Source organism: Caballeronia sp. BR00000012568055, assembly GCF_029439455.1.
Lineage (GTDB): Bacteria > Pseudomonadota > Gammaproteobacteria > Burkholderiales > Burkholderiaceae > Caballeronia.
Map to the genome: position 1 here is coordinate 156,142 of NZ_JAQFVG010000248.1, position 21,960 is coordinate 178,101.

Here is a 21,960-nt window from a genome sequence, read left to right on the forward strand (position 1 = left end):
GTCTGCCTGGTTTTATTGATGGAACTGCCGGTGGAGAACGCGAAGCCTTGGCTTACGCAAACACGCGAAGATGCTCGGGCGCGAATTCGAGCGCGATGGGCGCGCCGGGTGTAAATGAGTCGAGTGCGGCGGTGCCGAGCGGCACCTTGACGAAGCACTCGTCCTGCTCGCGCACGCCGCAGCGCATGCGTACGTGATCGCCGAAATAGATCAGACTGCGTGCTTCGCCGGCCAGCGCGTTGCGGGCGGCGCCATTGGCTGCGGCGGAAAGCTTCATGCGCTCCGGACGAATACACGCGACGGCGGGCGCGCCGGCCTTCGCTTTGGCGACATTCAGACCGGACAGACGCGTGCCGTCCGCCAGACGAATGGCGCAGTATTCGCCTTCCGTCTGCTCGATGGTGCCGCGCAACCGGTTACTGTCGCCGATAAAGTTCGCGACGAACTCGTTGCACGGCGCTTCGTAGAGATGATCGACGGTATCGAGTTGCTGGACGATGCCTTTATCGAACACGGCGACACGGTCCGACATGGTCAGCGCTTCGCCCTGATCGTGCGTCACATAGACAAAGGTCACGCCGAGCTTTTCATGCAGCGACTTGAGTTCGTACTGCATATGCTCGCGCAATTGTTTGTCGAGCGCGCCGAGCGGTTCGTCCATCAGCACGAGCTTCGGTTCGAACACCAGCGCACGCGCCAGCGCGATCCGCTGCTGCTGACCGCCCGACAATTGCGCCGGATAGCGCTTGGCGAAACTCTCCATGCGCACCATCTTCAACGCATTGTTCACGCGATGCGCGCGCTCCTCCGCCGACAGCTTGCGCACGGTCAGCGGATATTCCACGTTCTGCTGCACCGACAGATGCGGAAACAGCGCGTAATTCTGAAACACCATGCCGATGTCGCGTTTGTGCGGTGGCACCTTGTTGAGCAGCTTGCCATCGAGCCAGATTTCGCCGCCGGTCGGGAATTCGAAACCGGCGAGCATCATCAGGCAGGTGGTCTTGCCCGAGCCGGACGGCCCGAGCAGCGTAAGGAACTCGCCCTGATAGATATCCAGATCCAGCGATTTGACTACGAGCGTCTCGCCGTCATACGTCTTGCGGACGCCGCGAAAGCTGACGATCACCTGATCCGATTTCATCTTCGGTGTCTCCTTCGGAAAGCTGCTGTGCGGTTGTCTTGCCTTCTGCGTTTTGCAGTCAGGCGATACCCGGAAAAAATTTCCACTGCCTGCGATAACTATATCCTTGGACGGTTCTACAATGTGGAGCCATTTCAATATTCAAAATGGAACCACTTGGTGCCGTCAAGCTGGTGGTTCTACGCGTCGGAAGCTAGCCAATGGACACGATCATCCTCGCGGATTACCTCAGCACGCGGCTGGACCGCTCGCGCGGCGAACCGATGTATCGGCAAGTGCTGGAACATATGCAGCAGGCCATTCTGTCGGGCGAACTGCCGCCGGGCATGAAGCTGCCGAGTTCGCGTACGCTCGCGCTCGACCTCGGGATCGCGCGCAACACCGTGCTGCACGTCTACGATCAGCTCACCGCCGAAGGCTATGTGACGACGACCACCGGCAGCGGCACCTATGTCGCCGATACCGCGCCGCGCGAAGCGGCCATCACCCGAGCGGAACCGGATACGCCGAGGAAGCCGTGCATGATTTCGCGGCGCGGCGAGCGGCTGGTCGGGCACGCGGGGGTATCGCCGAAACAGTGGGGCGCGTTTATGCCGGGCGTACCGGATGTCGCCGAATTTCCGGCGCGCACGTGGAGCCGCTTGCAGGCGCGCTTGTGGAAGAAGCCCAATCCCGAATTGCTGACCTATGCGCCGGGCGGCGGATATCGGCCATTGCGGCGCGCGCTCGCGGATTACCTGCGCGTGGCGCGGTCGGTGAAGTGCGCGCCGGATCAGATCATTGTCACCACGGGGATTCATCAGTCGATCGATCTCTCCGTGCGTCTGCTTACCGATGTCGGTGATCGCGCGTGGGTCGAAGATCCATGCTACTGGGGCGCACGCAGCGTACTGGAAGCATCGGGATTGACGCTCGCGCCCATTCCCGTCGATGACGAGGGCCTCAACCCGTCCGCGCGCGACATGGAAAAGCCACCGCGCGTGGCGCTGGTGACGCCGTCGCATCAGTATCCGCTGGGCATGGTGATGAGCCTCGCGCGGCGGCGCGCGTTGCTGGAGTTCGCGCGGCAGCACAGCGTGTGGATTATCGAAGACGATTACGACAGCGAGTTCCGCTATGGCAGCCGGCCGCTTTCCTCGCTGCAAGGACTCGACGATGCAGGGCAGGTCATCTACGTCGGCAGTCTCGGCAAGATGCTGTATCCCGGATTGCGGATGGGCTATATGGTTGTGCCCGAGCATCTCGTGGAGACATTTCGTGTCGGCGTGGCGGAGTTGTATCGCGAAGGGCAGTTGATGCAGCAGGCCATCCTCACGGAATTCATTCTGGATGGCCACCTCACTTCGCACGTGCGGCGCATGCGCGGACTGTACGGCGAGCGGCGCGAGATTCTGATCAACGCGATCCGCGCGCGCTTCGGCGACACACTCGCGGTGCGCGGCGACGAAGCGGGTCTGCACTTCGTGCTCGAATTACCCGGCGAAGCCGATGATCGCGCCGTGACCGCGCAAGCATTGGGCGCAGGCGTGGTCACCCGGCCGCTGGTTAACTACTACATGAAGGAAGCCGATGCGCGACGCGGACTGATGCTCGGTTACGCATGCGTGCCCAATGAGCAGATCGCGCCGAACTTTTCGAAGCTGGCGGAGGTGATCGAACGCGAATTGACTGCTCCTAAGCAGAGAATTCGGCAACAAGCCTGATTACTCGCATCTAATCTGCCTCAGTAGTTTCCCGATGTTCGCAAAAACACCTTGCAAGTCTTATATAAAACTAAGTAAGGCATGAAATTAGGAATTTCCGTGGTGCGAACAATGATTTCCCTCAATAAAATGCAATTCCCGATTTGACTTGCGTCGCGTAACGCGGAGGCGCGCTTACGTGCAAGTCTGAGGCTAGGGGCATCCTGAAAGACGACTCTTCAACGAAAGAGTCTCAATTACTATTACTTAGGAAAACGAATCATGAAAAAAATTGCAATGTCGTTGATCGCGGCTTCGATGGCGCTCGCAGGCGTGACGGCCCACGCTGCACCGACCAGCAATGGTGGCGTGCTGACCATTAACGGCCAGTTGGTCGCGAACACCTGTGACGTCAGCGGTGAAGGTCAGGGCAACAACTTCACGGTGACGCTGCCGACGCTTGCAGCTTCGGAGCTGTCTGCTGCAGGCTCGACCGCTGGTTCCACGGGCTTCACCATCGCGCTGACGAACTGCGTGCCGAACACCGGTAATGTCCACACGTTCTGGGAATACGGCGCGAATACGCTGAGCGACGGCGCGCTGAAGAACAACGGCACCGCAACGGCAGTGGAAGTTCAGCTCAGCGATTACAACGGCGCAGGACAGTTGCTTGACCTGAGCAAGGCTGACGGTGCTCAGGGCGCGCATAGCGTGGCGCTTGCCAGCGGCGCGGCCAATCTGAAGTACGCGGCTCAGTACTTCTCGCCGTTGGGTGGTGCAGGTGCAGGTACGGTGGCCACCACCGTGACTTACTCGATCGTCTACCAGTAAGCAATCGGTCGCGAGAAGCTTTCGCGCGGAAGGGCAGCGCCTGCGGGCGTTGCCTTTCTGCAGAAATCGTTTAGTGAACCGTAATTTCGAACTGTTTTCGGCCGAGTCCATGAGTACCAGGAAAGTCTTTATAAGTTTGTTGATGGCCGTCGTGGCGATCGCAGGCGCGCTATTGTCTTCGTCGAGCCGCGCGGCCGTCGTGATTGCCGGAACCCGTGTGGTCTACAACGCAGCCGACAGTGAAGTCACGCTCAAGCTGACCAATGCAGGGAAGCATCCCGCCCTGACTCAGGTGTGGCTCGACAAGGGCAACGCGGCGGAAGATCCAACCAAGCTGGACCTGCCGTTTCTGCTGACGCCCGCGCTTGCCCGGATCGATCCGGACAAGTCGCAGACGGTGCGCATTGCCTATACGGGCGAGGCCCTGCCGCAGGATCGTGAAACGCTGTTCTGGTTCAATATGCTGGAAGTGCCGCCCAAGCCGCTCCAGGCTGAAACGGGCGCGAACTACGTGCAGCTGGCGTTTCGGTCGCGGATCAAGTTCTTCTTCCGGCCGTCCGGCTTGCCGGGCAATGCGGACGACGCCCCAGGCAAACTCACATGGCGTCTTGTGACCGACAACGGCAAACCCGCGCTGCAAGTTTCGAATCCGACGCCTTATCACGTCACGATCATCGAAGCGAAAGTCGGCGCTGGCGATAAAGCACCGAAGTTCGATGAAGGCGGCATGGTCGAGCCTGGCGGTCAACTCGCGCTTCCGCTTTCCGGCACGCCCTCAGCCGACGGCACGATTTCATTCGCCACGCTCAACGATTACGGTGGCGCGATGAAACACGAAGCGAAGCTTCAGTAATCGCCATGGCCGCATCTCACTCCCCTAACTGACACACGCCTGCCAAAGCGGCGCTGAGCGCCCGAGTCCTCCGTAGTCCCGTCGGGTAAGGACGGGCGCGGCTTCGAGCGTCCGGTGCCATTCAGGTAACTCCACCAGATCGTCGAAAGTGTGCAGATCTTGATGCCAATGCGTTCTCGCATCGGCAAGGGCTGGCTCACGCCTCGATTCCGGCTCATCATGAATACGCGCTACTCTGAAACCAATCACAAGACACGCAACGCCGTTCTCCTCTCGCTCAGCCAGGTCAGTATCGCGGTTTTGCTCGCATTTTCCACGGCGCACGTATGCGCCGATGACACAAAGCACGCGGACACTGCTACGCGGAGTGGATCGGCATTACCGGGCGGCGACCAGCATCCGGCAGCGGCGCAGCCGTCTGGACCCGACGCTTTGGCAGACACGGCGCCGCCTCAACCTGTTCCGCTGACATTGAATCTCGCGCAAGCCACGCCGCCTCCACCTGCGGAAGTGCAGTTCGACTCTCAGTTCCTCAGCGGCTCCGGCGCTGGCGCGGTCGATATCAGCCGCTTCAACAAGGGCAATTTCGCCGCGCCCGGCCAGTATCGCGCGGCCCTGTATGTGAACAATATCTGGGTTGGTGTGAGCGATGTGACGCTACGCGACGTATTCGGCCCCGGTCGTCCCGCCCAGCCAGTCATGAACAGTGACCTGGTTTCGCGCATCGGCATCGATCCGATGCGCCTGCCCGACGCGGCCCGCGCAAAGCTCGACGAAGCAGACAAAGGCGGAAATGTTCTGTTATCCGAACTGGTTCCGGCGGCGACGGCCAGCTTCGACATGGGTGAACAGCGCCTTAATGTGAGCGTGCCACAGGCGGTAATGAGCCACAGTGCACGCGGCTGGGTCGATCCGAAGTTCTGGGACGAAGGCATCAACGCCGCCGTGTTCCAGTACAACGCGAACGTGTATCACTCAAGCGGCAATGGCGCATCGACCACGCAGAGCTACCTCGGCATGAACACCGGGGTGAATATCGGCGCATGGCGCTTCCGTTACAACGGCAACGTGACCAATACGTCGGGCACCGGTTCGAGCAATGGCACGCACGTGCAGAGCATGCAGACTTATCTGCAACGCTCCTTTGCCCCGATCAAGAGCGAATTCACCTTCGGCGACTCCTACACCGATGGCTCGATCTTCGACTCGTTCGGCGTGCGCGGGATGCAAATCACGACCGATGACCGCATGTATCCCGAATCGCAGCGCGGCTATGCACCGACCGTACGCGGCACGGCGAATACGAACGCGAAGGTTCAGGTCCGGCAGAACGGCAACATCATTTACGAAACGACCGTCGCGCCCGGTCCGTTTCAGATCGACGATCTGTATCCGACCGGCTACGGCGGCGACCTTCAGTTGGTCGTGGCCGAAGCAGACGGCAGCCAGCATACGTCAGTGCTGCCGTATGCATCGCCGGTCAACGCGTTGCGCGAAGGCCGCTGGCGTTACACGCTGGCGGGCGGCCAGTACCGCAGCACGAATCTGAACGACACGCCTTACGTATTCGAAGCGGGCCTGTCGCATGGCCTGAACAATCTCGTCACGCTGTACGGCGGCACGCTTTTCGCCAATGACTACGTCGCCGTGGCAGGTGGTATCGCGCTGAATACGAAGATCGGCGCATTCGGTTTCGACGTCACGCAGGCGAATACGACGATCACCGGGCTGCCAAGCCGAGAAGGGCAGAGCTATCGCTTGTCGTATTCAAGAACGTTCACGCCGACCGAAACCGACGTCACGCTCGCGGCTTACCGTTACTCGACCAGCGGCTATCTTTCGCTGCAGGACGCCATGTCGATCCGCGACGCCAGCCGAGGCGGTTCGTGGACGAATACGAGCATTCAGAAAGGTCGATTGCAGCTCACGCTCAATCAGAATCTCAGGCAGTACGGCAGCGTTTATGCGTCGGGTTATACGCAAAACTACTGGAATCGCTCGGGCAACGACACATCGTTTCAGGTCGGCTACAACACCAATATCGGGCGCGTGGGTACGGGCGTTTCGGTATCTCGTGAAATTGCCAACGACACCGGCCGCTGGGACACCCGCGTGATGCTTACCCTCAACATTCCGCTCGATCTGGGCGCGGCGGGCACAGCCAGCGCGATCACGAACTACACGCACGATTCGAGCACGAATAGCAATCTCATCCAGCAAAGCTTCTCCGGCTCGGCAGGACAGGATCACCAGATCAGCTATGGCGTCACGGCGGGGCATCAGTGGGGCGATCAGAGTGGCAACGACATCAGCGCTAACGCGGGCTACCTGTCGCCGTTCACGCAACTGCGCGTCAATGCCGGCAACGCAAACGGCTACACGCAGGTGGGCGGCGGATTGTCGGGTTCCGTCGTCGGATACGGCGATGGCGTGGTCTTCTCACCGCAGACCGGCGACACGCTGGCCATCGTCGAAGCGAAGGATGCGGTCGGCGCGCGAGTGGCATCGGCGCCGGGCGTGCGTATCGACTATTTCGGGCATGCGCTGATCGGCGGCATGGAGCCGTATTCGCAGAACCAGGTGGATATCGACACCAAGGGTCTGCCGCTGGGCGTGCAGCTCAAGAGCACCGAACAGCGCTTTGCACCGACGGCGGGTTCGGTGGTGCGCGTGAAGTTCGATACGGAAAACCGCGGTCAGGCAGTGGTGATGCGCCTGCGACGCCTCAACGGCGAGCCGGTGCCATTCGGTACGGATCTGCTGGATGAGCACGGAAATACGGTCGGCACAGTCAGTCAGGGCAGCCGCGCGATGTTCTTCGGCAAATACGAGGCGGGCGAACTGACGGCGAGCTGGGGTGCCGATAGACAGCAGAACTGCAAGGTGCAATACGAACTGCCGGCTCAGGATCCTGCCAGGCGCGGCAGCCCGATTTACACGGACGCCGTTTGCAAGTGACGAATCCGACGCACCAACGCGACCTGATTACATAGAGGAAGTTTTTTCGAATGACCACAATATTAAAATTGGTACGCCTGATTGTTTTGGCGTGGATGGCGATTGGCGCGGGCGGCGCGTGGGCGGAGTGTACGGGTGGTCCATCGACAGTCATGCTGACGCTGCCCTCGACGGTTTCCGTGGCGCGAGATGCGCCAGTGGGGACGTTGTTGACGAGTTGGGTGTCGTCGCCTGCGACCACGAACTACTTCAACTGCACGGTTCCAGTGAATACGACTGCCGCGGGTGTGCGCGATCAGATCGGGACGTTCAACAGCAGTTCGGGCACGACCATCAGCGACGGAAACGGCACGTATACCGTCTACAACACCAATGTCGCGGGCGTCGGCGTTGCAGTCGGAATGCGCTTTTACGTCGGCTCTATCGGCACCTGCAGCACCGGATTTACCGGTTGGAGCCCTTGGGGCTCGGCGCCGGCCACATGGTTCGGACAAGTGTGCCCTTACTCCCCGACTGCGTACACGGGTAGCTTCGGCTCGCAAGCCGTGATGGCGTTGATCAAAACGGGAACCGTCTCGACGGGTGGCACCATCTCGGGAATGGTGGCGCAAACGGCTCCGGTTTATGGAACCACGACGAGTACGCTGACCGGGCAAGCCGTCGCGTATCAGATGACGCCGGTCACAATCGTTCCCATGACGTGCAACACGCCGGACGTAACCGTACCGATGGGCAACTTCGTCGCTGCCGATTTCCCGACCGTGGGTTCTCTGTCGCCACGGCCGGCTTCATTCAACGTCTCGCTCCTGAATTGTCCGGCGGGCGTTGCTGTGTCCGGTACGCAGGCGGGCATTATTCACGCGGTCCAATATCAGATCGACCCGAGTAACGGAACGGTCATAACGAACGTTGCCAAGCTCGGCGGAACGTCGCCGGCAGGCGGCGTCGGCATTCAACTCTTTACGTCGTCGGGCGCGGTATTTCCGCTTTCCACGCTGCAATCGTTGAGCACGTTCAACGGCACGAGTGGCGGAGACTACTTGATTCCATTCACCGCGCGTTATTACCGGACGGGCACGGTCACACCGGGTCCCGCGAATGGCGTCATGACGCTCACCGTCAAATACCAGTAACAAGCAATAAGTTTCAAGTTTGAAAATAGGAAGGTTAACTAAATGATGAAAAAAATCGTAAAGCTTGCTTTGGCCATGCTGGCGATGTCTGCCACTCACAGTGCATTTGCCGCGCCGGATGCCACGCTCTATTTCAACGGGAATATCCTGGCTGCGTCCTGCACGGTGGACCCGGACAGCGTTACGCGAACCATTACGCTCGACCCCGCTGTCGTCACCAGTTTCCCATCTGTCGGCACGACGCAGAACCCCAAGGCGTTCGATCTTCATCTTACGAACTGCACCAATGGTGTTCATGTGACGATGGCCGTGAGCGGAACGTCGGACACTGTGGCCAGCGTGCTCAAGAACACAACGGGAAGCGCCACGCAGGTCGGTATTCAACTGTTGCTGGCGAGCGCTTCGGGCGGAACGACCGGCAACGCCATCACGCTTAACAGCGGATCGATCGATATGGGAACCGTGGGCGCGACTAACGCGCTGACCATCCCGATGGTGGCTCAGTACTATCGGCTGGGAACGATGACCGCGGGCACGGTTGGCTCAACGGCTACGGTCAATTTCACCTATAACTGAGCCATCGCAGTTCCTGTTGGTTTTGACTGATATCAGGCAGCTATATTTAGGAGTTTTTACTATGATAAATGTCAAGATGATCAGTTATATTCGTGGCCTGTTCTCGATTTGATTGCCGAAAGCGAGGCAGGTTAATGGAGGCGTAACAAGAGGATTGCTAAGTAATATTCTTGTGAATCTCCGCAATATTTTTTTAACGAGGTGAGCGATGGAAAAAATCGATCGTAAAGAGCTTGCGCAAACGCAAGTCGCGGGTGGTTGCTGCAAGTGTTCGTGCAAGACGCCGGTGACGCCGCCCGGACCGCCGGTTGTAGGCGGCGGCAAGAAGTAACAGAAAAGCGCGAAAGTCGAATCGCCGTACGTTCAGGCGATTCGCTCTTTGCCATGAGGCCAGGATCAACTCCTGGCCTTGTTTCATTGATGATCTGCGATGATGAAGTCAAAGCCGTACTTGTTGCTTAAGCGCTTCTTGATGAGTTGCTTGTTTTGCATGAAGCGAGCATTCATAGGCCGCTTGCCGATGCGGCAGATCGAACCGCTTGCGCACCTCATTTCGACGGTGCGCTGCGTGTTCAGCACACGATCGCGGCACGACGCGAGCATCCGCGTCGAACTGGGCTACGCGGTGTCGGGCGACAGCAATGCGTTTGTGCGTTCCGCACGGATCACGCGCGCGCTTGAATCGCTGATCGACCAACGCATTTATTTTGGCCGTGCGCTCGAGCCGAGCGAAAGCTTGCCCGACCTCGACGCCATCGTTGACGCGCTGATGATTCGCATCGCAGAACTTCGGGCGTACGCGCCGGATCGGCCCATCTTTATCTCGCCGTTCCACTACGTTTCGCAGTACGCCAATATCTATATCGTCGATAAGCTCGCGGAGCGGCTGGGCCTGGACGCATTGGCCGTCGTTTCAGGCGTGCCGCGAAACACATATGGCGATGACCACGCGCTGGTTCGCCGCCTCAATATTCTCTATACCTACGGCGACGCGAATCGCGGCGGTCTGGGCGTGCGTCTTTCGCGATCGCTCAGGCAGAACCATATCGCCGCGCTGTTCGCCGATGTCCCGCCGTTCACCATGCACCGCTATCCCATGGAGACCGCGCAGGTCACCAGGTTTGGGCGCGACGCGCGTATTCATCGCGGCGTGTTTCGCATCGGCGCACGATCGAATGCGTGGCTGGTGCCGTTTTATCTGCGCTTCTCGCGTGGTCGTTTCGGCATGCATATTTTCGACAGCATCGCGCTGGCAGAAGAGAACGCTCCGCAGATGCTTGCCGGTTGTATCGAATCGGCGCTGCGCGATAACTATCACAGCTGGCTTCCGGCAGGGCATCCCGCCATGTACTCCTTTGCGCCTTCCCGCTAAATGCAAGCTTCACCCATTCCCGAATTCAAGGATATCCACTGGCGCTGGATCGGCTATATCGCCTCGCTGTTCGTGCTGGCGGCGCTCGTATTCGCGTTCGTGCGTGAAGTCGAACTCAAGCAGGACGTGCCGTGTGAAATCGTTTCGCCATCCGAAGTAAAGATTCGCGGCATGAGCGGGCTGGTCGCGTCCGTGCTGGTGCATCCGTCGGATCATGTCGAGCCGGGAACGCCATTGTTCCAGTTGCAACACGACTTATCGTTATCGGCGGATGGCCGTCGCCGTCAACTCTTCGATGAAACCATGCGCGACGATCAACTCCGCGCCAATGACGAAGCGTATCGCGAACGTCGCGCGCAGCTTCTTGCGCAGCGCGATGCCATGCGTGCCACGGAATCCAGCCGCCGCGCAGAGCGTGATGCGCTTCAGGCGCAGATCGCCGAGAACCGGCAGATCGTTACCGAGACGCAACGGCGCTCCGCACGTCTCGATGCCGTGTCCGACTACGTCACCGCCGATAAAATCGAACAGGCGCGCGTGGACACGCTGCAAGCCCAGGCCACCGTATCTCAGGGCATGGCGCGACAACGCCAGCTCGATGGTGAAATCGGCGTTGCTGCGAGTACGCAAACGCAACTCGACGCGCAGTTACGCGAAATTGAAGCGCGCCACGACAGCGATGCGCAGGATATCCGCAATCGCTACGAACAAGCGCGGCGCGATACCACGGTGTCCGCGCCGAAAGCGGGTGTCGTCACGTTCTCCAATCTCGTCGCGGGACGCACGCTCGATCCCGCCGATGTCGCGCTCGTCATCGCCACGCCCGGAACCGGCGCGCTCAAAGCGGCGCTGCGTATTCCTTCGCGGCGTCGTGGCTTCGTGAGAGAAGGCCAGACCGTCAGACTCAAATTCGATGCTTATCCCTACGCCCGGTTCGGCACCTACGCCGCGCGCATCGAGTCGATTTCCGACACCACGATCGGCGCTGCGGAAACACCGCCCGGCCCGGATAAAAAGGCATCGAACGAGGGGGACACGTATCTGGCATGGGCAAGTTTGCCCGGTCACGCTTTCCATTCCGAAGGCCGCGACTTCGCCATTTTGCCCGGCATGCGCGCGACGGCGAGCATTGTTGTGGAGCGGAGAACCATTGCGGAATGGGTGCTGGCGCCTTTATTCAGCGCGTTGAGAAGTTGATATGCGAGTGATTTATCAGAACGAGGTCGCGGAATGCGGCTATGCCTGTCTGGCGATGGTGCTGTCGCATCTCGGACGCGCCACGGAAGTCCGCGAACTGTCCGGCTACAAGCCGATATCCGCGAACGGTCTTACCTTGATGGACCTTTATGATGTCGCCGTCGATTTCGGCTTGGCCGTGCAAGCATATCGATTCGATCCTTCGGACCTCTCATCAGTCAAGAAAGGCTCCATTCTTCATTTCGGCGGCGCGCATTTCGTCGTGTTCGAGTCGCAGGGGCGCGGTTATGTACGCGTGATCGACCCCGCGACGGGACGCCGCCGCATTTCCATCGATACGTTCATGACCGCCGTATCGGGCTTTCTGCTCGAATTCGCACCGACCGCCGCGATGCCGCGCATTCGCGCGAAATCGCGCGTGCCTGCGGCGCTTAAGCGCGTGAAAGCCGCTTATCCGATGCTCGGCGCGCAAATGGCGAAGGTGCTGTTCGTTGCGCTCGGTTGCGAGTTCGCCGTGCTCGCCGCGCCTTATTTCGGCAACCTGACTTTGGACTACGTGGTCGCCGCAGATAATCCGAATCTGCTGAACCTGCTCGTCATCACCTTCGCAAGCATTTTCGTGCTCGGCGCGGCGAGCGAATACGCGCGGCGTTATCTGACCGAACTCTTGTTCACGCTGGTTCAGAATCGCGCAACGGAAGGGCTGTTCGCGCATATGCTGCGCAATCCGGTGTCGTGGTTCGAAAAGCGCCACGTCGGCGATGTCTTCGCGCGCGTGCGGGCGCAAGAGGAAATCAGCGTATTCGCCACGCGCACCACGGTTTCCTTCTACGTCGATCTCGCGGTCGGCACGCTGGCGCTCGCGCTGATGCTCGTGCAAAGCCCGCGCCTTACCGCCATCGCGTTGCTCATTTTTGGGCTGTATATCGCGCTTGCGCTGGGCATGTTCAGATCAATGCGCGACACCCACGCGCTCGTGCTCGAAACCTCGACCCGTTGCGACGACTCGCTGATCGAAACTATTCGCGCCGCATCGCTGATCAAGCTGGCGCAGGGCGAGCTTCGGCGGACCGCGCTGTTTATGGTGACGTTCAAGGAACGCGCAGCGGCCATGTTGGCGAGCCATCGTCTGGATAGCCGACGCCGCGCGCTGCTCAAGCTGGTCGAATATGCGGACACTATCGTCATTACGTGGATGGCGGCGCGGCTGATGCTCGGCGGCGTCGTTTCCGTCGGCGTGTTCTATTCGTTTCTGATCTACAAATCTTTGATGTCCGAACGATTCGCCCATGTAATCGACGCGGCGTTTCAATACTTCATGCTGAGCGTGCCGGTCGCGCGCGTGGACGATATCGCCACGGCAGAGAACGAGCCTTATACGCCGCTGGCCGACACGCAGCGCGCGAGCGAAGTCCGGCAGTTCGAGCGTATCGAAGTGCGTGACGTGAGCTTCAGTTACGGCGTTTCGGATCAGCCGGTGCTCAGGCATCTCGACTTCGACCTTCGCCGGGGCGACAAGATCGTGATCACCGGACCTTCGGGAAGCGGCAAATCGACCATGTTCAAATTGCTGTCGGCTGCCGAGCCTTTACAGCACGGACAGATCACGCTCAACGGCATTGCATGGAGCAATCTGACGGTCGATGAAATCCGCCGGCATGCCGCGCATATGCGGCAGGGCGACATCATCCTGCATGGTTCGATCGCCGACAACATCACGCTTTTCGCCGGGCGGCAGGACGACGAGCGCATTCACCGTCTGCTCGGCGATGTGGGCTTGCTGGACGACATCATGCGTTTGCCGATGCGAACGCGCACGGTCATCAGCGACACCATCGCGAATATTTCGGCGGGGCAGCGGCAGCGCTTGCTGTTGGCGCGCGCCTTATATCAGGATCGCGAAATATTGATGCTCGACGAACCGACGTCGAATCTCGATCCAGCGTCCGTGCAGCGGATCGCCGCGTTGCTGCGCGGGTTGGATCGCACGGTCGTGGTGATTACACATGATATGTCGCTGGCGGCGGCGTTTGAGCATCGATATGAGTTTGTGGATGGCGCACTCAAGCGTGCGCACGCCGTGGAAGCCGAGCATGTCTGATCGGTTTTTGATGTGCTGCGTGACCCTGATGTGCCTGTCGTATTCCGCCTATTCACAGGCAGACGATCTGACGACCATTGTCGCCCGCGCGCTCGATCGCGATGCGGAACTCGCGCAGGCACGCGCCGCCGACGTCGCTGCGCGTCAGGCCATTCCCATCGCGCGGGCGGCATTGTTACCGCAAGTCTCGGGCGGTTGGGGGCGCGGCTATAACGAAATCAAAACGGACGGCTTTCCGAACCAACATTACTGGCAAAGCGGCTGGACCGTGCAGGCCACGCAACCGCTGTTCGACTGGAGCAAATGGACGGCTTATCAGCAAGCAGATTACATCGCCGCACAAGGCACGGTTGCGCTGGCACGCGCACGACAATCGGCCATGCTGAAAGCCGTGCGCGCCTATTTCGATGAACTCGCCGCCGAAGACGAACTCACGCGTACTACTGACTATCTCGCCGCCATCGACAATCAGCGCGAACAAGTACGCCGAAAGCGCGCAGCCGGTGAAGCGACGCTGATCGATCAGCGCGATGTCGAAGTTACGCGCGAGCAGGCGCAGATTCAGCAAGCCGATGCACAGCAGGACTTGGCGCTCAAACGTCGAATGGTCGAGCAGATCAGCGGCACGGCCTTCGCGACGCTCGCTTCCTTGCCCGCCGTCATGCCGTTGCCGCGCCTGAATCCCGACAATCCGGACGCGTGGAGCGATCAGGCGCGCGCAAGTGGCTACGACGTTCAGGCGAAGCAACTGGAACTGGAAATCGCGCGGATGGAATCGAAGAAAGCGCGCGCGGCGCATTATCCGGTCGTCGCGTTGACGGGCAGTTATACGCCGGCGGGCGCGGCATCGGGATATGCGCGTCCGACCACCACGACCACGGCCATGCTTCAGATCACGATCCCGCTCTATTCGGGCGGCGAGGTGCAGGCGCGTCTCAAGCAGACGCTCGCGCTCGAAGACAGCGCGCAACAGAGCGTGGAAGCCGCGTCGATGAAGGCCGAAGCGAGCGCGCGCGAGAACTACGCGCAGTACTTCAAAGCGCGCGTGCGTGCGGATTCGCTGGCGCGTCTGCTCGGCACATCGCGCGATGCGCTTGCCGCGACTCAGCAAGGTTTGATCGTCGGCAGCCGCACACAGGTGGACGTGTTGCGCGCCATCGACATGGTCGATACCACGCGCCGCGATCTCACGCGCTCACGCTACGAAGCCATCGTCGCGCTGCTGCAATTGAAGGCGGACGCGGCATCGCTCGATTGGGAAGATATTCAGCAGGCCAACGCTTTGCTGAGCGATGCTAAGCTTCGCGCTGGCCTTTCTGAACAGCACGCACCACACGCGCTAGCGCCTTGAGCGAATCGGCGGGCGAGTCGGCGAATTGCGCGGCGACAATCGCGCCATCGACGGCGAGTGCGAGCGCTTGTGCATCCGCTTTCGCCGTGCGCTGGCCCGGCATCAGCGCGCGAATCGCCAGCGTCATATCGCGTTTATGGCGACGTGAAATATCGACCGCTTGCGGTAGCGTTCCACCGACTTCCACCACCGAATTGATAAACGCGCATCCGCGATACACGTCGGTGCCGAACCATTCGGCCAGCGCGGGCACGAGCGCATTCAGCGTGCCGCCGTGCCGCGCGAGCGCATCGCGAAACCACGTAATCCAGTTGTCGTGCCGATAGTCGAGAAACGCGACGATCAGATCGTCCTTGCTCGGAAAGTAGCGATAAAACGTCTTCTTCGCGACACCGGATTCCGCAATCACACGATCGATACCGGTCGCGCGTATGCCATCGCGATAGAAGAGATCGTGCGCCGTTTTGAGAATGCGCGCGTCGGGCGCGGACTCGTCGGCAGAGGCATCTAAGGTATTCATGCAATCGGTTGTAGACAGGTCTGTCTACCTGCGCTAGAGTTCGATCAAGGTAGACAGACCTGTCTACCCAGCTAAGAACAGGAGCCGAAAGCATGGAAAGCAAACCGCCGTTCCCGCCGTTCGATGCCGAAACCGCCGCGCAGAAAGTGCGTCTTGCCGAAGACGGCTGGAATACGCGCGATCCAAAGCGCGTCGCGTTGGCGTACAGCGAAGACACGCACTGGCGCAATCGATCGGAATTCGTCAACGGCCGCGCGGAAGTGGAAGCGTTTCTGACGCGCAAGTGGATCCGCGAAATCGACTATCGGTTGATCAAGGAATTGTGGGCGTTCACGGGCGATCGCATTGCCGTGCGCTTTGCCTACGAATGGCACGACGATTCGAATAACTGGTTCCGCAGCTATGGCAACGAGAACTGGCATTTCAACGAAGCAGGGCTGATGGTGCATCGCCATGCGTCGATCAATGATTTGCCGATCAAAGAGGCGGATCGCAAATATCATTGGCCGCTGGGCCGCCGTCCCGACGATCATCCGGGACTCAGCGACCTCGGGCTCTGAACTACAGATTGCGGCTGCGCCTGAATGCCCACCAACCGGCCAGCGCGGTAAAGCTCGCGACGATCACCACCAGCAGCCAGAAGCCGTGGTGATTTTCCGCGAGCGGAATCCCGCCCACGTTCATGCCGAAAAAGCCCGCGACGATATTGATTGGCAACGCAAGCACGGTCACCAGCGTCAGCGTAAACAGCGTGCGATTGCTTTGTTCGTCCATGCGCGTGGCGACTTCTTCCTGCAACAGCTTGATCCGTTCGACGAGTCCGGCGAGATCGTTGAGCACGAGCGAAAACTCTTCGGTCGCGTCGCGTAAGTCCTGAATATCGTGCGAATGCAGCCAGCGCGGCGGCCGCGCCAGCAGTCGAAATACCGAGCCGGGTTCGGGCGCGAGCAGTCGTTGCAGACGCACCAGCACGCGTCGCAGCGCGCCGAGATCGGAACGGCTGGCGGGCGCGCGCATCGAAAGGAAACGATCTTCGATTCCATCCACTTCCACGCTCGTACGCCGCACGATCTGCACGAGTAAATCGGCCTGATCGCGCAGCAAATGCGCGAGCAGTTCGGCGGGCGAGCGGAACACTTCGCCGCGCCGCACGGATTCACGCAAGGAATCGACCGAACGCAGCGGCTTCATGCGCGCCGTGACAATCACTTTTTGATGCGTGTAGACGAACAGCGTGGCGATTTCGGCGGGCGTCAGCTCGAAATTGAACATCACGTCGTTGATGACGGCGATCAGCGCGCCTTCCTGATGCTCGAGGCGCGTGGAGTGCGAGCCGTCGTGCATGGTGTCGAAGAACGCGTCCGGGAGCCCTAAGCGCGAGCGCATCCATCGTTCGCAGGCGCTGTTGGCGAGATCGAAGTGCAGCCAGAGGAATTCGCGGGTGGTGTCGTCGCGCGCGAGCCATTCGCTGGCGGCTTCTGAATCGACCGGCTCGCCGGGCTGATCGACATGAAAGCGAAAGCCGCAGACGAGGCCGGAGAAATCGGAGCCGTAAGGTGGTCTTTGCAGGGTAGCGGGATTCATGCGGGCTTTGATTGCGTTAGAACGTGCGATTCAGCCGGTAGTGTGCCATTTGATGCGATCGGTTCGGGACTGTTTGCGCGCCTCGGGCGATGAAACGATGCCGGACGTCATCGCTCTAATGGCAAATATGGCTGACATATTGGCGTCGTAACATAGCGCGATGCAAGAAGGGCGCAAAAGCGGTGTAAGTTTCGCCGCTGTCTGAACCAAACCTCACGGGGAGAAGGCAGTGGAAGAGCGGGACGATCTGGATGGCGCGACGCAAACCACGCAGGCGGGATTGATTCGTCTGGCATCGGTGATGGCGGGCATGGTGCGCGAAGGCGCGATCGATACGCGCTTCGGCGGCAAGCTGCTCAGGCGGCTGGAAAAGGAGGCGCGGCGTATGGTGGATCGCGGTCCCGGGCCGCTGAACGAGGCGGAGCAGGATGCGCTGTTCGCCGCCATCGGCGAGTTCGATCTCGCCTTGCGCCAGCGCGATGCCGCCTTGCTGGTCGAAGCCAACGCCCGTCTGCGCGATGCCGAAACGCCCGCGCCCAAGCCACGCAAAAAGAAAGACGAACAGGAATAGGCAAGCTCAGGCGTGAATCGTGCTGTGGCAATCGGCACACGAATTCGTCCATCGCCCATGTCTCTGTTCACGCATTCCCATCCCTGCGCACTCTGGACGAACCGCAGCGTCGATGTCGATCGCCAGCAATGGCGGATTCTCGTCGTCGATGACCACGCACACAGCGCCGAAGCGCTTTCGGCGGCGCTGACATCGGACGGCTACGACACGCGCGTCGCGCTATCCGGCGTCGATGCGCTCCACGCAGTCGATCACTGGTCGCCGCACATCATCATTCTCGATATCACGATGCCGGAACACGACGGCTTCGCCACGGCGCGCGTATTGCGGCGGATCGCGCCGACGCGCGACGCGGGGATTATCGCGTTCACGGCGCTGGGCGAGGAGCTTGTCAGAAAGCAGGGACTTAGCGCCGGTTTCGACGGCTACTGCCAGAAAGGCAATTCGCCCGATGCGCTCGTCCAACTCATTCAAGGTCTCGTGCGCGTCCACTGACAGATAACGTCCGTTTCGACCAGAAAACGCGCCGTAAAAGCACGTTCGTGCAATAAATAATTGTTCCGTCCCCGCAGAACGATCGTTCTGTTCACATGTTGGTGGCACGCGCGCTGCGCCTTGCCAGTCAAGCCTCTGCGCCCGAAAAGCACGTTCATGCGGCCAGCGATTGTTGGTATCGGACGAAACTGAATTGAAATATATTGAGATAAAAATTTGATAGTAGGGGTATACACTGCATTCCATCGACGTAGCAGACAGTTTCTCGCAAATCCGCTGCGGCGCTTTCTGATTGAACGTCAAACCGTCTTTGGAGCCTACATCATGAAACGCAATCTTCTCGCTACCCTGCTGATCGCTGCTTCCGCCACCATCGCTGCTCCGGCTTTCGCCAGCGGCTACGGCCCGGCACCGTTCTACAAGCCCGCTGTTGGCGCACCGACGTCGCAACAAGGCCCGAGCGCACAAGCCATCGCTGCTGAAGAGCAATTGAACGGCGTGAACGCAACGGCTTTCGGTGGTTCGCGTGAATCGCTGGCGCAGTCGGGCAGCCGCGCGCAAGCATCGAACAGCAACAACGCGCAATCGGTTTTCTTCGGTCACTAAGCCGAACGTAGCACGTAGCAAAAAGCAGTAAAAAGCGCCCGGTGACGCAGACTCAAAAGGTCTGCGTTCACCGGGCGCTTCGTTTTTCAGCTGTTTTTCAGCAGCAGCAAAAACGTTCAGGCCGCGCGCAACGCCCCGCGCATCACATTGGCCAGTTCCGTCGGCTCGAATTTCGATACATAAGCATTCGCGCCAACCTTTCGCACATGCTGCTCATTCGCCGATCCCGACAGCGACGAGTGAATCACCACCGGAATATGCCGCAGGCCCGCATCGGATTTGATCCGGCGCGTGAGCGTGAACCCGTCCATCTCCGGCATTTCCAGATCCGTCAGCACCAGCGCGATGTGATCGGCCACTTCGGTGCCGTCTTTTCTCGTGCGCGCGAGCAGGTCTTCCAGCACTTTCCACGCTTCCTGTCCGGTCTTGGTCATGACGAAGGGCACGCCCATCGCCGTCAGACTTTGTTCGATCAGCGCGCGCGCCACGCCTGAATCGTCCGCTGCGAGCACGCGTGCGCCCGGCTTCAGCTTGATACGGCCGGTCGCTTCCTCGCTGATTTCGGTGGTTTGTCCCGGCAGCGTATCGCGCACGATGCGCTCGACATCCAGCACCTGCGCCAGCCGCGAGCCATCCACATTGCCGTCGATACGCGCGAAGCTCGTCACCGTGCGTCCGCCCGAATGCGATTCCGCCGATAAAACCTGGTTCCACTCCAGCCGCACGATATCGTCCACTTCTTCGACCGCGAAACCCTGCGTGGTGCGCGCGAATTCCGTGACGAGCAGAATCTTCGGACCGTTTTTCGGCCGGCAACCGGTGATGCGCGCCAGATCGATCACCGGAATGATCTGACCGCGAATATCCGCGACGCCGAGAATTTCCGGCTTCGCGCCCGCGACCGCCGTGATGGCGGGCATCGCCAGGATTTCGCGCACCTTGAATACGTTGATGCCGAACAATTCGCGATCTTCCGAACCCGGCGCTTCGCCGAGGCGGAACAACAGCAGTTCGAACATATTGCTGCCCGCCAGCCGAACTCGCTGCTCGATGTCTTGTTGTGATTGACTCACGTCCCTGATTCTCCGTCGGCTTGTTTTGTCGATGATGTCGATGAGCGTCGCGGTGCTGTCACGCGACCGCCCGATCCTTGAATAGCGGCATCGATTGGCAAAACTGAAGACGAAACACCAGGTATGGACTGCATACGGCGTCGCCTATACTTTTTTCGAATGGTCGGGTTAATGCCGATGAAGGCGTCGCGCGCAAAGCCTTAGTCTGGATGGCGCGGCAGGCATCGCCCGAAGCCATGCGCAAGGTACGTTTTCCGCAGACAACAAATCAGCACTCGTCGGCCACCGAGCAAAAAAGCAGGCCGACGAATGCGGCAAAGCCAGACGGAGGCGCTCGATGGCAACAGTCGCACAGGTTTTGAGCACGAAACCCGATCAGGTGGTTTTCACCATTCCCGCCGAAAGCTCGGTCTACGACGCGATCAAAATGATGGCCGAAAAGCATATCGGCGCGGTGATCGTCACGCATGGCGAAGAGATCGTCGGGATCGTGACCGAGCGCGATTACGCGCGCAAAGTCGTGCTGATGGATCGCGCGTCGAAACAGACGCCGGTCAGCGACATCATGACCTCGCACGTGCGCTACGTGCGGCCCGATCAGACCACCGACGACTGCATGGCGCTGATGACCGAAAAGCGCATGCGCCACTTGCCGGTGATCGACAACGGCAAGCTGATCGGCATGATTTCGATTGGTGACCTGGTGAAGAACATCATCTCGGAGCAGCAGTTCACCATTCAGCAACTCGAGTTGTACATTCGCGGCGGCGAGCACACGTAAGCACGCGCTCAAACCTTTCGTAAGCCTTTCGTTATACTCGGCAGAGGCTCGCCGGACGTCACGTGCGCATCCCGATGCACGGCGTCCGGCGCGTTCGCGTACTTTTACGCGACAAGGAGCATATGCCGATGACCACCACCGCGACTCTTGATACGCGCGCCGAATCTGCCAGCCGCGAGATTGCGCGCGATGCGCCGTTTTTTATCGTGATGAACGCCGGTTCCGGCCGCAAACAAGCCGACGAAACGCGCACCGTGCTGGAGCGCGAACTCGGCGCGGCGGGGCGGCGTTTCGAACTGCGTATTGTCGATGATCCGCGCCGTCTGGCGTCGATCGCCCGCGAGACGGCGGAGCAGGCACGCGCGCAACACGGCGTGCTGGTCGGCGCGGGCGGCGACGGCACGCTTTGCGCGGTGGCGCAGGCCGCGCTCGAAGCAGGCGTGCCGTTCGCGGTGCTGCCGCGCGGCACCTTCAATTACTTCAGCCGCGATCACGGCATTTCCGCCGATCTCGTCGAATCCACGCGACTGCTGACGCACGCGCGTGCTTATCCCGTTTCGACGGGCTTCGTGAACGGCCGCATGTTTCTCGTCAACGCGAGTCTCGGTCTTTATCCGAAGTTGCTGGAAGATCGCGAGACGTATAAGCGGCAATTCGGACGCAGCCGGATCGTTGCGTTGTGGTCGGCGCTGTTCACGCTGTTGCGGCCGCATCGGCATTTGCGGCTGCATATCGGACATGAGGGACAGACGCACGAGATTCGTTCATCGACATTGTTCGTCGGCAATAATCGGTTGCAGATGGAACAAATCGGCATGCCCGAAGCCACGCGCGGACTGGAACAGGGCTTGCCCGCCGCAATCGCGCCGCGTCCGATCGGACGGCTCGCGCATCTGTTTTTGATGCTGCGCGGCGCGGCGGGACGACTCGCGGACTCGGAGCACGTCCAGTGCATCACGTTCGACCACATTACCGTGACGCGCGCGTCGCGCAAACGCCGCCGCGTGAAGATCGCGACCGATGGCGAAGTCGCGTGGCTCGATATGCCGCTGGAGTTTCGCGTTTCCGACCAGCCGCTGCTGTTGCTCAAACCCGAACCGGCGGTGGCCGAAGCCAACCGCTCCTAATCGCT

General features: G+C 60.2%; 21 protein-coding genes. 17 read left to right on the top strand and 4 right to left on the bottom strand.

The annotated features are described in order from the left end of the window. Window positions 1-52: 52 nt before the first annotated feature. Complete coding sequence (locus P7F28_RS13870) at window positions 53-1,144, bottom strand: ABC transporter ATP-binding protein (RefSeq protein ID WP_277185084.1); 1,092 nt, start codon at window positions 1,142-1,144, stop codon at window positions 53-55. Window positions 1,145-1,344: 200 nt separating this feature from the next. On the opposite strand from P7F28_RS13870, the gene P7F28_RS13875 reads away from it, so the two are divergent. The 11 genes from P7F28_RS13875 to P7F28_RS13925 all read left to right on the top strand — a co-directional run bounded on the left by P7F28_RS13875 (window position 1,345) and on the right by P7F28_RS13925 (window position 15,198). After that, the gene (locus tag P7F28_RS13875) at window positions 1,345-2,847 is read left to right on the top strand and encodes a PLP-dependent aminotransferase family protein (RefSeq protein WP_277185085.1); all 1,503 of its coding nucleotides are present in this window, start codon (window positions 1,345-1,347) and stop codon (window positions 2,845-2,847) included. A gap of 261 nt (window positions 2,848-3,108) precedes the next feature. Next, on the top strand, window positions 3,109-3,657 hold the full coding sequence (locus P7F28_RS13880; protein ID WP_277185086.1) for a fimbrial protein: 549 nt from the start codon (window positions 3,109-3,111) through the stop codon (window positions 3,655-3,657). A gap of 109 nt (window positions 3,658-3,766) precedes the next feature. Next, window positions 3,767-4,510: a molecular chaperone gene (locus tag P7F28_RS13885; RefSeq protein WP_277185087.1), complete on the top strand. Its 744-nt coding sequence runs from the start codon at window positions 3,767-3,769 to the stop codon at window positions 4,508-4,510. 162 nt (window positions 4,511-4,672) lie between these two features. Then, window positions 4,673-7,468, top strand: a complete 2,796-nt coding sequence (locus P7F28_RS13890) for a fimbria/pilus outer membrane usher protein (protein ID WP_277185088.1) — start codon at window positions 4,673-4,675, stop codon at window positions 7,466-7,468. 50 nt (window positions 7,469-7,518) lie between these two features. After that, window positions 7,519-8,601 (top strand): fimbrial protein, encoded by a 1,083-nt coding sequence (locus P7F28_RS13895; protein WP_277185089.1) that lies wholly within the window; start codon window positions 7,519-7,521, stop codon window positions 8,599-8,601. Between the two features lie 42 nt (window positions 8,602-8,643). After that, entirely contained in the window at window positions 8,644-9,177 is a 534-nt protein-coding gene (locus tag P7F28_RS13900; protein ID WP_277185090.1) for a fimbrial protein, read from the top strand. Window positions 9,178-9,385: 208 nt separating this feature from the next. Then, the gene (locus tag P7F28_RS13905; protein ID WP_277185091.1) at window positions 9,386-9,508 is read left to right on the top strand and encodes a hypothetical protein; all 123 of its coding nucleotides are present in this window, start codon (window positions 9,386-9,388) and stop codon (window positions 9,506-9,508) included. Between the two features lie 159 nt (window positions 9,509-9,667). After that, complete coding sequence (locus P7F28_RS13910) at window positions 9,668-10,549, top strand: hypothetical protein (protein WP_277185092.1); 882 nt, start codon at window positions 9,668-9,670, stop codon at window positions 10,547-10,549. Then, on the top strand, window positions 10,550-11,746 hold the full coding sequence (locus P7F28_RS13915; RefSeq protein ID WP_277185093.1) for an HlyD family efflux transporter periplasmic adaptor subunit: 1,197 nt from the start codon (window positions 10,550-10,552) through the stop codon (window positions 11,744-11,746). 1 nt (window position 11,747) lies between these two features. After that, window positions 11,748-13,847: a peptidase domain-containing ABC transporter gene (locus P7F28_RS13920; RefSeq protein ID WP_277185094.1), complete on the top strand. Its 2,100-nt coding sequence runs from the start codon at window positions 11,748-11,750 to the stop codon at window positions 13,845-13,847. Further along, window positions 13,840-15,198, top strand: a complete 1,359-nt coding sequence (locus P7F28_RS13925; RefSeq protein ID WP_277185095.1) for a TolC family protein — start codon at window positions 13,840-13,842, stop codon at window positions 15,196-15,198. The genes P7F28_RS13920 and P7F28_RS13925 overlap by 8 nt, the downstream gene beginning before the upstream one ends. Here P7F28_RS13925 and P7F28_RS13930 read toward each other — a convergent pair. Beyond that, on the bottom strand, window positions 15,143-15,718 hold the full coding sequence (locus tag P7F28_RS13930) for a TetR/AcrR family transcriptional regulator (RefSeq protein WP_277185096.1): 576 nt from the start codon (window positions 15,716-15,718) through the stop codon (window positions 15,143-15,145). The genes P7F28_RS13925 and P7F28_RS13930 overlap by 56 nt on opposite strands. 92 nt (window positions 15,719-15,810) lie before the next feature. On the opposite strand from P7F28_RS13930, the gene P7F28_RS13935 reads away from it, so the two are divergent. Next, window positions 15,811-16,278: a nuclear transport factor 2 family protein gene (locus P7F28_RS13935; RefSeq protein WP_277185097.1), complete on the top strand. Its 468-nt coding sequence runs from the start codon at window positions 15,811-15,813 to the stop codon at window positions 16,276-16,278. Between the two features lies 1 nt (window position 16,279). Here P7F28_RS13935 and P7F28_RS13940 read toward each other — a convergent pair whose 3' ends face one another. Next, window positions 16,280-17,302, bottom strand: coding sequence for a transporter (locus P7F28_RS13940; RefSeq protein WP_277185098.1), 1,023 nt, complete (start codon window positions 17,300-17,302; stop codon window positions 16,280-16,282). Window positions 17,303-17,531: 229 nt separating this feature from the next. On the opposite strand from P7F28_RS13940, the gene P7F28_RS13945 reads away from it, so the two are divergent. From P7F28_RS13945 to P7F28_RS13955, 3 genes are all read left to right on the top strand, one after another. After that, a complete protein-coding gene (locus P7F28_RS13945; protein WP_277185099.1) occupies window positions 17,532-17,873 on the top strand; it encodes a hypothetical protein in 342 nt (113 codons plus the stop codon). 57 nt (window positions 17,874-17,930) lie between these two features. After that, window positions 17,931-18,368: a response regulator gene (locus tag P7F28_RS13950; RefSeq protein ID WP_277185100.1), complete on the top strand. Its 438-nt coding sequence runs from the start codon at window positions 17,931-17,933 to the stop codon at window positions 18,366-18,368. 324 nt (window positions 18,369-18,692) lie between these two features. Then, the gene (locus P7F28_RS13955; RefSeq protein WP_277185101.1) at window positions 18,693-18,974 is read left to right on the top strand and encodes a hypothetical protein; all 282 of its coding nucleotides are present in this window, start codon (window positions 18,693-18,695) and stop codon (window positions 18,972-18,974) included. A 116-nt stretch (window positions 18,975-19,090) separates the two neighbouring features. Here P7F28_RS13955 and P7F28_RS13960 read toward each other — a convergent pair whose 3' ends face one another. Then, the gene (locus tag P7F28_RS13960; RefSeq protein ID WP_277185102.1) at window positions 19,091-20,047 is read right to left on the bottom strand and encodes a chemotaxis protein; all 957 of its coding nucleotides are present in this window, start codon (window positions 20,045-20,047) and stop codon (window positions 19,091-19,093) included. A gap of 337 nt (window positions 20,048-20,384) precedes the next feature. On the opposite strand from P7F28_RS13960, the gene P7F28_RS13965 reads away from it, so the two are divergent. Both P7F28_RS13965 and P7F28_RS13970 read left to right on the top strand, forming a co-directional pair. Further along, a complete protein-coding gene (locus P7F28_RS13965; RefSeq protein ID WP_277185103.1) occupies window positions 20,385-20,828 on the top strand; it encodes a CBS domain-containing protein in 444 nt (147 codons plus the stop codon). 128 nt (window positions 20,829-20,956) lie between these two features. Then, complete coding sequence (locus P7F28_RS13970) at window positions 20,957-21,955, top strand: diacylglycerol kinase family protein (RefSeq protein WP_277185104.1); 999 nt, start codon at window positions 20,957-20,959, stop codon at window positions 21,953-21,955. The last annotated feature ends 5 nt before the right edge of the window (window positions 21,956-21,960 follow it).

Excerpts from the sequence above, each read along its gene's own strand:
- P7F28_RS13870 (WP_277185084.1), bottom strand. The coding sequence starts at position 1,144 with ATGAAATCGGATCAGGTGATCGTCAGCTTTCGCGGCGTCCGCAAGACG.
- P7F28_RS13875 (WP_277185085.1), top strand. The coding sequence starts at position 1,345 with ATGGACACGATCATCCTCGCGGATTACCTCAGCACGCGGCTGGACCGC.
- P7F28_RS13880 (WP_277185086.1), top strand. The coding sequence starts at position 3,109 with ATGAAAAAAATTGCAATGTCGTTGATCGCGGCTTCGATGGCGCTCGCA.
- P7F28_RS13885 (WP_277185087.1), top strand. The coding sequence starts at position 3,767 with ATGAGTACCAGGAAAGTCTTTATAAGTTTGTTGATGGCCGTCGTGGCG.
- P7F28_RS13890 (WP_277185088.1), top strand. The coding sequence starts at position 4,673 with ATGCCAATGCGTTCTCGCATCGGCAAGGGCTGGCTCACGCCTCGATTC.
- P7F28_RS13895 (WP_277185089.1), top strand. The coding sequence starts at position 7,519 with ATGACCACAATATTAAAATTGGTACGCCTGATTGTTTTGGCGTGGATG.
- P7F28_RS13900 (WP_277185090.1), top strand. The coding sequence starts at position 8,644 with ATGATGAAAAAAATCGTAAAGCTTGCTTTGGCCATGCTGGCGATGTCT.
- P7F28_RS13905 (WP_277185091.1), top strand. The coding sequence starts at position 9,386 with ATGGAAAAAATCGATCGTAAAGAGCTTGCGCAAACGCAAGTCGCGGGT.
- P7F28_RS13910 (WP_277185092.1), top strand. The coding sequence starts at position 9,668 with ATGAAGCGAGCATTCATAGGCCGCTTGCCGATGCGGCAGATCGAACCG.
- P7F28_RS13915 (WP_277185093.1), top strand. The coding sequence starts at position 10,550 with ATGCAAGCTTCACCCATTCCCGAATTCAAGGATATCCACTGGCGCTGG.
- P7F28_RS13920 (WP_277185094.1), top strand. The coding sequence starts at position 11,748 with ATGCGAGTGATTTATCAGAACGAGGTCGCGGAATGCGGCTATGCCTGT.
- P7F28_RS13925 (WP_277185095.1), top strand. The coding sequence starts at position 13,840 with ATGTCTGATCGGTTTTTGATGTGCTGCGTGACCCTGATGTGCCTGTCG.
- P7F28_RS13930 (WP_277185096.1), bottom strand. The coding sequence starts at position 15,718 with ATGAATACCTTAGATGCCTCTGCCGACGAGTCCGCGCCCGACGCGCGC.
- P7F28_RS13935 (WP_277185097.1), top strand. The coding sequence starts at position 15,811 with ATGGAAAGCAAACCGCCGTTCCCGCCGTTCGATGCCGAAACCGCCGCG.
- P7F28_RS13940 (WP_277185098.1), bottom strand. The coding sequence starts at position 17,302 with ATGAATCCCGCTACCCTGCAAAGACCACCTTACGGCTCCGATTTCTCC.
- P7F28_RS13950 (WP_277185100.1), top strand. The coding sequence starts at position 17,931 with ATGTCTCTGTTCACGCATTCCCATCCCTGCGCACTCTGGACGAACCGC.
- P7F28_RS13955 (WP_277185101.1), top strand. The coding sequence starts at position 18,693 with ATGAAACGCAATCTTCTCGCTACCCTGCTGATCGCTGCTTCCGCCACC.
- P7F28_RS13965 (WP_277185103.1), top strand. The coding sequence starts at position 20,385 with ATGGCAACAGTCGCACAGGTTTTGAGCACGAAACCCGATCAGGTGGTT.
- P7F28_RS13970 (WP_277185104.1), top strand. The coding sequence starts at position 20,957 with ATGACCACCACCGCGACTCTTGATACGCGCGCCGAATCTGCCAGCCGC.